13 protein-coding genes are annotated in these 13,020 nt (G+C 52.1%); 4 read left to right on the forward strand and 9 right to left on the reverse strand.

Translation table 11 applies throughout. The features are described 5' to 3' along the window. Nucleotides 1–105 precede the first annotated feature (105 nt). Complete coding sequence (locus tag CKV66_RS02115) at nucleotides 106–780, forward strand: NYN domain-containing protein (protein WP_085363968.1); 675 nt, start codon at nucleotides 106–108, stop codon at nucleotides 778–780. Between the two features lie 62 nt (nucleotides 781–842). On the opposite strand, the gene CKV66_RS02120 is transcribed toward CKV66_RS02115, so the two are convergent. Then, the gene (locus CKV66_RS02120; RefSeq protein WP_085363982.1) at nucleotides 843–1,985 is read right to left on the reverse strand and encodes a THUMP domain-containing class I SAM-dependent RNA methyltransferase; all 1,143 of its coding nucleotides are present in this window, start codon (nucleotides 1,983–1,985) and stop codon (nucleotides 843–845) included. 552 nt (nucleotides 1,986–2,537) lie between these two features. Here CKV66_RS02120 and CKV66_RS02125 point away from each other — a divergent pair. Continuing rightward, nucleotides 2,538–3,083 (forward strand): porin family protein, encoded by a 546-nt coding sequence (locus tag CKV66_RS02125; RefSeq protein ID WP_085363969.1) that lies wholly within the window; start codon nucleotides 2,538–2,540, stop codon nucleotides 3,081–3,083. A 139-nt stretch (nucleotides 3,084–3,222) separates the two neighbouring features. Here CKV66_RS02125 and CKV66_RS02130 read toward each other — a convergent pair whose 3' ends face one another. Both CKV66_RS02130 and CKV66_RS02135 read right to left on the reverse strand, forming a co-directional pair. Further along, entirely contained in the window at nucleotides 3,223–3,795 is a 573-nt protein-coding gene (locus tag CKV66_RS02130; RefSeq protein ID WP_143773810.1) for a hypothetical protein, read from the reverse strand. A gap of 408 nt (nucleotides 3,796–4,203) precedes the next feature. Beyond that, the gene (locus CKV66_RS02135; protein ID WP_231990508.1) at nucleotides 4,204–6,021 is read right to left on the reverse strand and encodes a BCCT family transporter; all 1,818 of its coding nucleotides are present in this window, start codon (nucleotides 6,019–6,021) and stop codon (nucleotides 4,204–4,206) included. Nucleotides 6,022–6,443: 422 nt separating this feature from the next. Between CKV66_RS02135 and sodA the strand changes: the two genes are divergently transcribed. Then, nucleotides 6,444–7,064 (forward strand): superoxide dismutase [Mn], encoded by a 621-nt coding sequence (sodA, locus tag CKV66_RS02140; protein ID WP_085363971.1) that lies wholly within the window; start codon nucleotides 6,444–6,446, stop codon nucleotides 7,062–7,064. A gap of 54 nt (nucleotides 7,065–7,118) precedes the next feature. On the opposite strand, the gene CKV66_RS12430 is transcribed toward sodA, so the two are convergent. Together CKV66_RS12430 and CKV66_RS02150 are read right to left on the reverse strand one after the other, a co-directional pair. Beyond that, nucleotides 7,119–7,265: a lipoprotein signal peptidase gene (locus CKV66_RS12430; RefSeq protein WP_085363984.1), complete on the reverse strand. Its 147-nt coding sequence runs from the start codon at nucleotides 7,263–7,265 to the stop codon at nucleotides 7,119–7,121. A 311-nt stretch (nucleotides 7,266–7,576) separates the two neighbouring features. Then, the gene (locus tag CKV66_RS02150) at nucleotides 7,577–8,626 is read right to left on the reverse strand and encodes a metallophosphoesterase (protein ID WP_085363985.1); all 1,050 of its coding nucleotides are present in this window, start codon (nucleotides 8,624–8,626) and stop codon (nucleotides 7,577–7,579) included. Between the two features lie 196 nt (nucleotides 8,627–8,822). Between CKV66_RS02150 and CKV66_RS02155 the strand changes: the two genes are divergently transcribed. Then, complete coding sequence (locus tag CKV66_RS02155; RefSeq protein WP_231990509.1) at nucleotides 8,823–9,242, forward strand: glycine zipper domain-containing protein; 420 nt, start codon at nucleotides 8,823–8,825, stop codon at nucleotides 9,240–9,242. Nucleotides 9,243–9,374: 132 nt separating this feature from the next. Here the strand turns inward: CKV66_RS02155 and accC are convergent, their stop codons facing one another. The 4 genes from accC to hpaR form a co-directional block, all read right to left on the reverse strand. Beyond that, on the reverse strand, nucleotides 9,375–10,736 hold the full coding sequence (gene accC / locus CKV66_RS02160) for an acetyl-CoA carboxylase biotin carboxylase subunit (RefSeq protein WP_085363973.1): 1,362 nt from the start codon (nucleotides 10,734–10,736) through the stop codon (nucleotides 9,375–9,377). 95 nt (nucleotides 10,737–10,831) lie between these two features. Next, the gene (gene accB / locus CKV66_RS02165) at nucleotides 10,832–11,299 is read right to left on the reverse strand and encodes an acetyl-CoA carboxylase biotin carboxyl carrier protein (protein ID WP_054600534.1); all 468 of its coding nucleotides are present in this window, start codon (nucleotides 11,297–11,299) and stop codon (nucleotides 10,832–10,834) included. 487 nt (nucleotides 11,300–11,786) lie between these two features. Beyond that, a complete protein-coding gene (gene hpaC, locus CKV66_RS02170) occupies nucleotides 11,787–12,293 on the reverse strand; it encodes a 4-hydroxyphenylacetate 3-monooxygenase, reductase component (protein WP_085363974.1) in 507 nt (168 codons plus the stop codon). Between the two features lie 13 nt (nucleotides 12,294–12,306). Continuing rightward, a complete protein-coding gene (hpaR, locus tag CKV66_RS02175; protein ID WP_085363975.1) occupies nucleotides 12,307–12,744 on the reverse strand; it encodes a homoprotocatechuate degradation operon regulator HpaR in 438 nt (145 codons plus the stop codon). Between the last annotated feature and the right edge of the window lie 276 nt (nucleotides 12,745–13,020).

Below are 13,020 nucleotides of genomic sequence, written 5' to 3' on the forward strand. Positions count from 1 at the left end.
GAATTTATAATGCAACACAAATAACGCCCTTAGCAGTAAGCCTTTCAAACCATCCTGAAAGTGCCGAACCTTTGGGCTTTTTCTTTATCAATACAGGGGAAAATTATGCGAACCGCCGTTTTAATCGACGGTGCGTTTTTTATTAAACGCATCCGCCATTTTGAAAAACACAACGCTTACAATGCAAAACGTATTTCTTCTCTCGCTTTCCGCTTATCATTGCTCCATCTTTCGCAAAAAATAAACGGCGCCAAGCAGCACGACAGCCTTTATCGAATTTTCTTTTATGATTGCGCACCACTAGAAAAGAAAATGCACAATCCGATTTCTAAAAAGTTAATTGATTTTTCAAAGTCGGATGAAGCCGTTTTTCGCCGCGAACTTCATAAAGAATTGATCAAAACAAGAAAGCTGGCTCTGCGTTTGGGAAAGTTATCAGATCAATTGACCCACTGGCGTTTAAAGCCAGCTGTGATGAACAAGCTGCTTAAAGGTCAAATCGGGCAAGCCGATATAACGGAAAATGATGTCGTAATCGACGTTAAGCAAAAAGGCGTTGATATGCGGATCGCGTTGGATATCGCCTCTATAACTTTAAAAAAACAGGCCGACCGTATTATTTTGATTTCCGGTGATTCCGATTTCGTTCCTGCCGCCAAATTAGCTAGACGAGAAGGGATTGATTTTATTTTAGATCCGATGTGGCAAAATATTCCTGAAGACTTGTTTGAACATATTGACGGCTTAAGAAGCACATACCCTATCTCAACACCAAAATAACCATCTCAATTCAATAGGCCGTCTGAAAATTTCAGACGGCCTCTTATCTTCTTCCGAGCCGCTTAACGGTTTGAGCCTTGTACCATATCCATCAAAAACAGCCGGCAATCCAGATTGCCGTTATACAGCGGCACTTTGCGTTTGGGCGAAAGGCGCATGAACTTCGGCATGTCGCGGTCGCCGGTGAACATGCCCACCAGCCAGCCTGCATAATGCTGCTTCAGCCAAGTGCCCAGTTGCGGATACAGAGCCTGCAATGCCTGCACTTCGGCCAAGCGCACGCCGTAGGGCGGGTTGGAAATCATGATGCCGTTTTCACCGTTGGGGCGCACGGATTGCGCGTCTTTCACTTCCCAGCGGATGATGTCGTCCACTTCCGCCGCCTGCGCGTTGGCAATCGCGGTGCGTATCATGTGGCGGTCGTTGTCGCTGCCGCCGATGGCAGAGGCCGTCTGAAACTGGATTTGCTGCTCGGCTTCGCGGCGGATTTTTTCCCATAGTGTTTTATCGAACCCTTGCAGTTTTTCAAATCCGAAACGGCGCATCAGGCCGGGGGCGCGGCGGGTGGCTATCCATGCCGCTTCGATGGCAATCGTGCCGCTGCCGCAAAACGGGTCTTGAAACGGCTGCGTGCCGTCGTAACCGGCCAGCAGCAGCAAACCGGTGGCCAGATTTTCGCGCAATGGCGCTTCGCCGGTTTCTTGACGGTAGCCGCGTTTGAACAAGGCTTCGCCGCTGGTGTCGATAAAAATCTGCACGGTTTTGTCGTTGATAAAGGCGTGAATGCGCACGTCGGGCTGCACTTTGCCCACACTCGGGCGGGCGTTGCAGGCTTCGCGGAACGCGTCGCACAGGGCATCTTTGATTTTCAGGCCGACAAAATCAAGGCTCTTCACCCGCGCGCGCTTGCCTTCTACTTTCACTTTGAAGGTCTGTTCCAGCGCAAACCAGTTTGTCCAACGGATATTTCGGGCGAGTGTGTAGATGTCGTTTTCGTCGCGGTAGCTGCCTTTGGTCAGTTGCAGCAGCACGCGGCTGGCGGTGCGCGAATGAAGGTTGACGCGGTAAACGTGTTCCAACGTGCCTTTGCAGGCAACGCCGCCGTCGGTCGCTTCAATCTGCGTGCAGCCTTGTGCGGCCAATTCTTGGGACAATACGGTTTCCAAACCGCGCGGGCAGGTAATAAACAGGGAATATTGGGTCATGGCACTTTCTTTGTGAAGAAGCATTCAGGCCGTCTGAATGCGTGGGTGAATGGATGGTGTGGATTATAGCGGGGTATGGGGTGAGGCGTCGGATTATTTCAGACGGCCTCTTCGGATGTTCGCTCAATGGCAAGCATAAAATAGCCGGCAATTGGTTTGAAACGGCGGCGGTTGAAACAGTCGATTAGACGAAGCAGCATAAAAAACCACACTATGCGAGTGTAAAGCCGAAAGAGGGCGGCGAAGCTCGGTTAGGTCTTTTCAGACGGCCTCGATATGAGCGGGCAGGGTATCAAATCGCACAGGCCGGTAATATTTTCTGCCGTACTTTCAGCCTGTTGGCGGAGTGTATTAGCTCTATATAGGCCGTCTGAAATAGTTTAAGTGCCGACAAAATAACAAAAAAGCTTTAAATTACAAATGTTAAGTCTCGAGAAATCGTGTAATTCATCAAACGCCGCCCTTGTGCAGCGGTCATATAAGCACAATACTTTGTCGCATGGAAAGCGCAGTTGGCGCCTCCCCGATTTAATCCCGATAGGAGTATAAAAGATGAAAAAAGCGTTATTGACTATTTTGGCTTTGGGTTCTGCCGCTGCGGTATCTGCACAGCCTACTTCAACTTTCGTCGGCCCGGCTGTGGAAGTTGGTGTCGGCGTGAGCAAAGGCGACATCAAAGGCGGTGACTTCGACGAGAAATACAAAGCCGATATGGCCTTGCGCGGTAACTACAATATCGAATACGGCGCAAGCAACTGGATTGGTGGTGCCGAAGTGGCTGTGAAACCGGTTCACCGTACGATCGGCGAAACCAAAGCCGGCAAAATCAAGCAAAAAACCGATGCTTCTATTTCGTATGTAACCGGCTACCGCTTCGTGCCTGAAGCCTTGGCTTACGGTAAAGTCGGCTACCACTACGGTAAATTCAAAGGCATGGGCGACAACACCATGCACGGTATCGGCTACGGTACCGGTTTGAAATACGCAGTAGCGCCGAATGTAGAAGTAGGCGGCGAGTGGGAGCAAACCCGCTTCAAACGCGCCGGCAACAAAGTGAAAAACAACAGCTTCATGGCTACTGTGGGCTACCGTTTCTAAGCCTGAGCAACACTTGACTGTTTGATTGATACAAACCTTGAGGCCGTCTGAAATATTTCAGACGGCCTCAAGGTTTTTGCCGTTGATGTGCAGTGCGGAAGGCAAATAGGGTACAAACCGCAGGCGGTTAGCGTGAATATTATTCGCTGTAATGCCGGCTTTGCGATTGGTTGAAGCGGATATTGACAGCCATGCTCAGGCACACGGCGGCCAGCAGCACCATGCCGTAGTGGGCAAGCACGTCTTCAAACAGCATAACTTTGTTCCAAGAGCGGGCAATACCCAGCCAGCAGGTGAAAAACCAGCTTGCCGAGCGGATGGCGCCGGAGATGGAAAGCTGGATCGACAGCGCATAAGGCAGGCCGGAAAGGGTAGTGTTGTGCGAGATGTGGCGCGACAGGCGGTGCAGCCAAAATTCATTCGTCACCAGTGCGGCTACGCAGAGAAATTTCACCCACAGCTTGGGGTTGTTCATGTATTCGGGGTTCGACGCCGCGCCGTGTACGACAAAAATCACACCGGTGGCAATCAAGCCTGCCAGCGCGATGCGGGCGGCTTTTTGGGTTTGGCAGGTGTATTTGATGAGGGAGTGGCCGAGCGGCGCGTGATAATTTTTCAGCAGAAGAAAGTCGGTGTAAAGCACCCGCATCAATACTGCGGCGGCCAAAATGAAATGGACGAATACCAAAGCGGTGATGACATACATCTCCATAAATAGTCTCCCTATGCCGGTGCGGATGCCGGACGTGCGCAAGCGCTTGGATAACGGCCTGCGGCTGCGTTTGAGTTGATTTGGAATAAATGAGAGACGTTGGGGTGATGTGTCGGATGCACATTCTTGAAATGTTTGTCGATATTATTCAAGCTGTTATTTTTATCTGTTGCTGCCGTGAATAATATGAATATGGAAATATTAAGCCAATTCGATAAGGGTTTTGAATATTTTTGAAAAAAGGTTAAGAATCCGTATGAAAGGTAGGGTTTTTGATAAGCGCTAGCATACAAAACGGCGGCAGCTGTGTGGATTGATGCGTTGTGTGAATAGTTAACTGTCGGTTTGAAAAGAAGAAAACGGCACGGAGCGTATCCGTGCCGTTTTGGTTTTGTTGCGGGAAGAAAGTTAAGACGACGGCGGTTGCTCGCTGCCGTGCCGTTTTTCTTCGTAAACAGCTTGTTGCGCCAAAACCGAGCCTTCGGGTGCTTGCGACGTTTCGCCGTGCTCCCACGGAGCATTGGTGGGAATTTCTTCGATGTGGATGGTTTTGAGCGAATAATCGGGCTGGTAATACAAGTCGTATTTGGCGGCCTTGATGACCGACAGCATCATCATACTCATGATGATCAGCAAAGGCGCACCGGCGAAGATGGACGCCGTCTGAAGCGTGTTTAAGCCGCCGATAAACATCAGCGTGGCGGGCAGAATGCACAGCGTGAATGCCCAAAACAGACGGTTCCAGCGGTGGGGTTCGCCGTGTACTTCATGCTGCACCACAGAGGCGAGAATGTAGGAAATGCTGTCGAAAGTGGTGGCGGTAAAGATCACAGCCAGCAGCGTAAACACGGCAATCGAGATTTGCGGCATCGGCAGCGTGGATAAAATCGCAAAAATCGTGGCGGTCGCGCCTTGGCTGTTGAGCACAGACACCACATCCAATGCGCCGCTCAGTTGCAGGTAAAGGCCGTAGTTGCCGAGCACGATAAAGAACACGGCGCAACCGAGCGAACCGTAAAACATCGAGCCGACGGTCATTTGGCGGATGGTGCGGCCTTTGGAAATCTTGGCGATAAACAGGCCGATGGTCGGCGCGAATACCAGCCACCATGCCCAGTAGAAAATCGTCCAGTCTTTCGGAAAGCCGGTGTTTTTAAAGCCGTGCTGCTCGAAGCTGCCAAACGATTCCACCCACGTCATCATGGTAAACATTTGGGTCAGCGAACGCCCCAAGCTTTCCAAACCCACGTTCAAAATAAACACCGTCGGCCCTACTGCCAGCACAAAAATCAGAAAAGCGATGGCGAGGTAGAAGTTGATGTTGGAAAGCAGTTGGATGCCGCCGCGCAAACCCTGATAAGCGCTGTACGCAAAAATACAGGTCGTAACCAGCAGCACGCCCAAGCTGGTTGCCCAGTTGGCGGGCAGGCCGAACAGCTCGTGCAAGCCCTCGGTAATCATGGGCGAAGCCAAGCCGAGCGAAGTGGCGCCGCCGCCTATCATGCCGAACACGAAAAAAATGTCGATCATGCGCCCCCAGTTGCTTTTGGCAAACTTCTCGCCCAGCAAAGGCATCAGGCTTTGGCTGACTTTCAGCACCGGCGAATTGCGCACATGGGCGAAATAGGCGATGGCCACGGCAGGCACCAGATAAATCGCCCAAGCCACCGGCCCCCAGTGAAACAGGCCGTAAGTGCTGGCCCAGCGCACGGCGTCGGGCGAGCCGGGCGCCAAACCGAACGGCGGGCCTTGATAGTAGTAAGCCCATTCGATCACGCCCCAATAGAGGATGCCCGAGCCGATGCCGCCGCAAAACATCATCGCCGCCCACGAGCCGGTTTTGAATTCGATATCGTCTTCGGGTTTGCCCAGTTTGATGTTGCCGATGTCGGAAAAAGAAATATAAACCACAAAGATAAACGCCAGCAGACCGAAGGCCAGATAGCCGACGCCCAGCTTGGTGGTCACAAATTCTTTAACCACAGCCACCCAATCGGCGCCTTCTTGCGGGAAAACCACCAAAGGCAGGGTCACGGCGAGCAAAATTACCAGCACGCCGAAAAAAGTGAATTGGTCGATGCGCGTATCGGGCGTAGTGGAAGAGCCGCGCGGCTGGAAGTTTTTATCGGCATCAAACATGCCCAGATGGCGGTAAGAAGAGCGCACCTGCGCAGGCTTGTAGCGGAAAGGGACTTTTTTAGAATCGGATTGGTTGTGAACAGACAATGTTGGCTCCTGAGTAGTTGATATTGTTGAGTGTCATGTCGGTTGGTGCGGGCTGCATTTTTTCGGCAAACACCGTTGGCATCTGACGGCACGCAGCTTTTTACGCAAACTGCTTGACCGCATCTGCGGCGGAAAGTTTTGTAAAGAATGCAGCCTTGTCTATAACTTTTATAATGTATTGAAAGGCTTGTAAACCGAAAGTGAACCTGAAACAAGAATCTTATTTGATAGCATATTGATTTTAAACAATAAAATTATGATAACTTAAGTTGTTGATAAATAAAGGTTATGGCCGTCCGAAAAGCCTTTGCTGCGGAAAGGTCTTTCCATGTTGCAGTAAAAGATAATTATTACTATTATTGATAATGATATTTCAGCGTAAATATTCCCGACTGCAACCCGACATTTCAAGGAGAGTGAAGATGGCTTACGTTTTGCCCGAACTCGGCTACGCTTACGATGCGTTAGAGCCTCATTTCGATGAATTGACCATGAATATCCACCACACCAAGCACCATCAGGCTTATGTGAACAATGCCAATGCGGCGCTGGAAAGCCTGCCCGAATTTGCCTCGTTGAGCGCCGAAGAGCTGGTGTCGCGTTTGAAAGAGCTGCCCGCCGACAAGCAAACCGTGTTGCGCAACAATGCGGGCGGTCATGCCAATCACGCTTTCTTTTGGAAGAATCTGAAAAAAGGCACGGAGTTGAAAGGCAAACTCAAAGAAGCGATTGAACGCGATTTCGGCTCGGTCGAAGCCTTTCAAGCCGAGTTTGAAAAAGCGGCGGCGGCGCGGTTCGGCTCCGGCTGGGCGTGGCTGGTGTGGGATGAAGGCCGTCTGAAAGTGGTTTCCACCGCCAATCAGGACACGCCGCTGATGGGTGAAGAGATTGCGGGCTGCAAAGGCTATCCCATCATCGGCTTGGACGTGTGGGAGCATGCCTATTATTTGAAATTCCAAAACCGCCGCCCGGATTATGTGAAAGCGTATTGGCATGTGGTGAACTGGGACGAAGCGGCCAAACGCTTTGAATCGAAACTGTAATTAGCATAGATGTGTGTCTGCTTTGCAGGAAACATGAGGCCGTCTGAATTTTTTTCAGACGGCCAGAGACCTTTGCAAAACCCTCAGATGTGGATGTAGTTCAAGGCGTAGCAGCACAGCGAGTGCAGACATATCATATAGATAGGCAAGCGAGCGAGCAGCGCACAACGCAGAAATGCGCCGCAGATGAGGGTTTTTCAAAGGTTTCGGCCTCAAGTTGTATTGGTAAAGGATTAAGTCGAATCCATCATTAAAGCGGCATGCTTTTGTGATGGGGATTAAGCCGGATAGGGAGAAGCGAAACCTTTGCACCATTCAGGTAAAAGCTTGATGCCGTCTGAAAGCGGACTTGCGCACTTTGCCAAATACCTTGCCGACAACCAGCCGCCCGCATGTTTGGGTTTTTGCCACGAATATTTTTACGGTTGATTTGGCCAAGCATGAGGCCGTCTGAAAACTCTTCCCAAGTATTTTCAGACGGCCTCGTTACGTTCGGCGGCAGGCATAACGGCTTAAACCGTTTTTTCCACTTCGCCGTTGTCAAACATCAATACCCGCTCCGGCCAGCGCATCGCGGCAAGGTGGTAGATGGAGCGTTCGGCGGGGGTGTTGCTCTTACGGTCGCGCCAGCGTGCGCCTACGGAGAAGTCGAGGCAGAACACATTGCGCCGCGCGCCGTGCCATGCGTTGCCGGCGGCAGGCAGGATGTTTTCCCTGTCGGGCGAGGGCGGCTGGGGAAAGCGGTGGCGCCAGTAGTGGCCGATTAAGATGGGAACGTCGTCGCGGTAGTCGTCCCACCAGCCGCAACGCGCAGTAAACCGCCAACGGCCGCTGGCGTAGAAAGGCTGCGGGGCAATCCGCTCGACGCCGCTGGTTAGGGCGCGTATCGGGTGCAGGCGGCTGCGGTTGAGTTCGTATTGCGCCGTGGCGGGCATGGGCGGCGGCGGTGCGTTTGGGTCTTCCATGGCTTCGGCATAGCGTTGCTGCTCATCAAGATAATCGCCGTACCAAGAGGCCGTCTGAAGCGAGTGGCGCAGTTCGGCATCGAAACGGCGGTATTGCTCGGGCAGCGTTTCTCCGTTTGCGGCATCGAGGGCGGCAAAGACGTGCGGCTGCCAAGCGGCGTGGACGATGCGCAGGTCGGCGCGTTCGAGTATCAGCGGTTGGTTGGCGAGGCGGCTTTCCAATTCGGGCTTGCGCTCGTCGGGTAAAATGCGCCAAGGGGCATAACGTTCGGCGTCTTTGTTGTAACGTTGGGGAAAAAACCAGCCTGAGCCGTCTTTGGGGTCGTGCACAAGCGCATTCAGCTCGTGGTTGCCCAGCACGGTAAAGGCATTGCCGGCATCGTGTGCCTGAAAAAACCAGTCGAGTACAGCGGGGCTGTCGGGGCCGCGGTCGCACAGGTCGCCGACAAAAACGATTTTTCTGCCTTGCGGGTGGCTGCCGTCGCTGCGGTAGCCGAGATGATGCAGCAAGGCTTGCAGGGCGTCGATTTCGCCGTGAACGTCGCCGATGATGTCGAGGGGGGTGTCGGGGAGGGGTTGGCGGTATTGATAGGACATGGTTTGTTTTCCCGTAAAGGCCGTCTGAAACATGACGGTCAACTGCATAATATTACATTGGCTGTGCATTTCTTAAAACCGGTGGGCAGTATGATACCGCAGGTTGCTTTAACCGACCGTTCTGCCGTGCGTTGTCGGCAGATACGGCTTGTTGTGGTAAAAGCAACCTTTTCCCCGCAACTGTACGGAGATGTTTATGAATACTGTCCGCAAATCCATGATAGCCGCGCTGGTCACTTCGGCTTTGGTGCTGGCACCGGCCGCCCAAGCGCGGATGACCGACCGCACTAAAGCCACGATCGTGGGTGCTGCCGTCGGCGGTGTAATCGGAAGTGCCGCAGGCAACAATATGGAAAGCACGTTAATCGGTGCTGCCATCGGCGGTACGGCAGGCAATCTGTATGCCAAGCGCAATCAAAAGCGTGAAGCGGCCGAACGTGAAAACCGTCGCCGTGAGGTGGTTTACCGCGACAGACACCATCATCATTACTATTATGATGACGACGATGATGACAAAAAGCGTAAAAAATACCGTCATCACCACGTCAGCCACAAAAAATACGGCAAAAAGCACGGAAAATACAAACGCTACGAGCGTGATGACGATGATGATTGATGGATGAACGCTTGAGGCCGTCTGAAAATCTGTTTTCAGACGGCCTCACCGTATCGAATGTGTATATTTCAGCTTCGCATTGAGCAAAAACGAACGAACCGCACGATGGATTCAGGCGGTTCGGTTTTTTAATCAGGCTTGCTGTTTGGCTTTACGTTCTTCTAGCCAGTGCTCTAAGTAGTGGATACTCACGCCGCCCGCTTGAAAACCGGGGTCGGCAAACAGATCACGGTGCAGGGGGGTATTGGTTTTGATGCCGGTAACGGCCAGCTCGGCCAGTGCCACACGCATTTTTGCCATGGCCTGCTCACGGTCTTTGCCGTGCACGCAGATTTTACCGATCAGGCTGTCGTAGTTGGGCGGAATGCGGTAGCCTTGGTAAATGTGGCTGTCTACCCGCACGCCCAATCCTCCGGGCAGGTGGCAGCTTTCAATCGGGCCGGGACTGGGAATGAAGTTGTACGGGTCTTCCGCATTGATACGGCATTCGAAAGCATGGCCTTCCAGCACGATGTCTTTCTGTTTGTATTGCAAAGGCAGGCCGCTGGCTACGCGGATTTGCTCTTGAACGATGTCAACACCGCTGATCAGCTCGGTAACCGGATGTTCTACCTGCACGCGGGTATTCATTTCGATAAAGAAGAATTCGCCGTCTTCATACAGAAATTCAAACGTACCCGCACCGCGGTAGCCGATGCGTTTGCAGGCGGCTACGCAGGCTTCGCCGATTTTCTTGCGTTCTTTTTCAGTAATGCCGGGAGCAGGTGCTTCTTCAATCACTTTTTGGTGGCGGCGTTGCATAGAGCAGTCGCGTTCGCCCAAATAAATGGCGTTGCCTTGTTCGTCGGCTAAGACCTGAATTTCGACGTGGCGCGGTTTTTGCAGATAACGCTCCATATAAACCATGGGGTTGCCGAATGCCATGCCGGCTTCGGTTTTGGTCATTTCCACCGATTTGAGCAGGTCTTCTTTTTTCTCGACCACACGCATACCGCGTCCGCCGCCGCCGCCTGATGCTTTGATAATCACGGGAAAGCCGACTTTATCGGCGATTTTGAGGATTTCGGCATCATCGTCGGGCAGCGCGCCGTCGGAACCGGGCACGCAGGGCACGCCCGCTTCGATCATGGCGTGCTTTGCAGATACTTTGTCGCCCATCAGGCGGATGGTATCGGCGCGGGGGCCGATAAACACGAAGCCCGATTGTTCTACCTGCTCGGCAAAGCTGGCGTTTTCTGCCAGAAAGCCGTAGCCGGGGTGGATGGCATCGGCACCGGTTACTTCTGCGGCGGCGATGATGGCGGGAATGTTAAGGTAACTTTGGGGGGAGGGAGCCGGGCCGATGCACACCGATTCGTCGACCAGTTTGACATGCAGGCTGTCTTTATCGGCTTCGGAATGCACGGCAACGGTGGCGATGCCCATTTCGCGGCAGGCGCGTAATACACGGAGCGCGATTTCGCCACGGTTGGCTATCAATACTTTTTTCAGCATAAGATTCTTTCAGAAGAAGTTTCAAAGCAGGGCTTTGTTCTGAATGTAAGTAATTCAGACGGCCTCATGCACGGGGCCGTCTGAAAATAATTCTGTTACTCGATGATAAACAATGGCTCGCCGTATTCGACAGGCTGGCCGTTTTCAACCAAGATTTCTTTGACCACGCCGGATTTTTCGGCTTCGATTTCGTTCATCAGTTTCATGGCTTCGATAATGCACAAGGTGTCGCCGGCCTTAACGGTTTGGCCTACTTCTACAAACGGAGGGGAAGTGGGGCTGGGTGCGCGGTAGAATGTGCCGACCATAGGTGATTTTTGTGCATTGGTCAGATCACGCGCAGCGGGAGCGGCAGGAGAAGCAGAAGGTGCGGCGGCAGGAGCCGCGGGGGCGGCAGGTGCAGGCGCGGCATGGTGAACGGCGGTAGGCGCAGCATAAATGGCTTGCTGGGGAGCGGTGGAGCGGGTAATGCGTACTTTTTCTTCACCTTCGGTCACTTCGATTTCGGCGATACCCGATTCTTCAACCAGATCAATCAATTTCTTCAGTTTGCGTAAGTCCATAAAGGTTCCTTTTGCTTAATGTAAAGCTATGAGTGCCGCGCAGCCGGTTTTATTGTCTTCATGCTGCACAGCAGAGGGAATACTGCGCCTGTGTTTATAGGCGGTTACGGAAAAAGATATACGGATATTGTTACTAACTTGCTGCTAAATGTCCAGTAAAATATCAAAAAAAGGCGGTTTTGGATTCGAACGGGAAAAATGCCAAGAATGGCGGAAAGGGCTGGAAACCCTGATGAGTATTTATTCTAACTCGAAATCCCAAAGATAAAAAACGTTAAGGTTTGCATACGGGCAATGCGCCGAACGTGCTTTTTATTGATCTGTGATGCCGTCTGAAAATGTGGTTGGGCTAGCGGCAAATTAAGTTGTGAGAATTGTGCTTGAGGCTTTTATGAAACGGCTTATGTTTCGTAAAAGCCTCATGTTGCGTTGGCAGTGCCTTTCTGATTGTGGGGCAAGGTGCAACAGTCAAACTGAAGTTGCTTGGCTACGGCAGTTGGTTGAAATGGCGGCGGAAGTACACCAGCGCAGGCTCGTTGGTGTCGTGCACTTTGATTTCGTCGATCAGCACATAAAAAACATGATGCGTGCCGATATCGTGTTGGGCGGTAATCTTGCCGTGGAGATGGGCAAGTGCGCCTTCCACTTCCAGTTGGCCGGTTTGGCCGCGGTGCCAGATATGGTATTCGAAGCGCTCTTCAGGCGAGAGTTTGGTAATGCCGGCGAAATGTTCGGCCACATCTTGCTGGGCGGCCGACAATACGTTGATGCACAAATGTTCGTTGGCCTGAAGAATGGGAATGATGGCAGAGCGGCTGTTGATACAGATCATCACGGTGGGCGGAGCGTCGGTAACCGGGGTAACCGCCGTCATGGTAATGCCGTAGCGACCCGCGCCGCCGTCTGTGGTGATCACGTGAACGCCGGCTGCGCACGAGGCCATGGCATCACGGAAAAAAGGTTGGAGTGCGTGGTCCGGAATGTTCTCGGTCATGTCGTGTGTGTGGTTATTTGAGCATTTTGCCGATGTTGGAAAGTTCGCTGAGCAGGGTTTGCAGCTGCATCATTTTTTCTTTTGAGAAAACGGTTTCGATGCGGTCGTAGCATTTGTCGACTTCTTCGCCGAGCGATTCGTAAAGCGCTTCGCCTTCGCTGGTTAATTTCAGATAGACGCGGCGGTGGTCGTTGGAGGGTTTCAGGCGCACCAGCAATCCGGCTTTTTCGAGACGCGTCAGAATGCCGGTCAGGCTCGGGCGCAAGATGCACGCTTGATTGGCCAAATCTTGGAAATCCAAAGTACCGTTTTCTGCCAGCAAACGGATGATGCGCCATTGCTGATCGGTGAGGCCGACGTTGTGCAGAATGGGGCGGAATTGGGTCATCAGTGCTTCGCGCGCCTGTATGAGGCTGATATTCATGGATGCATGTTTGGATGAGTGAGCCATAGTGGTTCTCCGTGGTCTGCCCTTGTGTGTGTATTGTGTTTGGTGTGCTTTCAGTAGTTAATATTATTCCAATACGCTGTGAACCTCAATCAAATACTGAAACCGCAACGGATCGTGAAGGTAAGAAAACTGAGTGATTATAATCAAATAAGCGTATCAACACTATATTGATACGATGTTATCAGGTCGGTAGTGGTGAATGGCTAAGTAACAGGCTCTTGGGCTGTAAAGGACAGTTTGGCCGTCTGAAAATTGATAAAATGATTGTAACTGTTG

The sequence above is a fragment of the Neisseria zoodegmatis genome, from assembly GCF_900187305.1.
GTDB classification, from domain to species: Bacteria; Pseudomonadota; Gammaproteobacteria; order Burkholderiales; family Neisseriaceae; genus Neisseria; species Neisseria zoodegmatis.

Coding starts and splice junctions, on each gene's coding strand:
- CKV66_RS02115 (WP_085363968.1), top strand. CDS start 106: ATGCGAACCGCCGTTTTAATCGACGGTGCGTTTTTTATTAAACGCATC.
- CKV66_RS02120 (WP_085363982.1), bottom strand. CDS start 1,985: ATGACCCAATATTCCCTGTTTATTACCTGCCCGCGCGGTTTGGAAACC.
- CKV66_RS02125 (WP_085363969.1), top strand. CDS start 2,538: ATGAAAAAAGCGTTATTGACTATTTTGGCTTTGGGTTCTGCCGCTGCG.
- CKV66_RS02130 (WP_143773810.1), bottom strand. CDS start 3,795: ATGGAGATGTATGTCATCACCGCTTTGGTATTCGTCCATTTCATTTTG.
- sodA (WP_085363971.1), top strand. CDS start 6,444: ATGGCTTACGTTTTGCCCGAACTCGGCTACGCTTACGATGCGTTAGAG.
- CKV66_RS02150 (WP_085363985.1), bottom strand. CDS start 8,626: ATGTCCTATCAATACCGCCAACCCCTCCCCGACACCCCCCTCGACATC.
- CKV66_RS02155 (WP_231990509.1), top strand. CDS start 8,823: ATGAATACTGTCCGCAAATCCATGATAGCCGCGCTGGTCACTTCGGCT.
- accC (WP_085363973.1), bottom strand. CDS start 10,736: ATGCTGAAAAAAGTATTGATAGCCAACCGTGGCGAAATCGCGCTCCGT.
- accB (WP_054600534.1), bottom strand. CDS start 11,299: ATGGACTTACGCAAACTGAAGAAATTGATTGATCTGGTTGAAGAATCG.
- hpaC (WP_085363974.1), bottom strand. CDS start 12,293: ATGACCGAGAACATTCCGGACCACGCACTCCAACCTTTTTTCCGTGAT.
- hpaR (WP_085363975.1), bottom strand. CDS start 12,744: ATGGCTCACTCATCCAAACATGCATCCATGAATATCAGCCTCATACAG.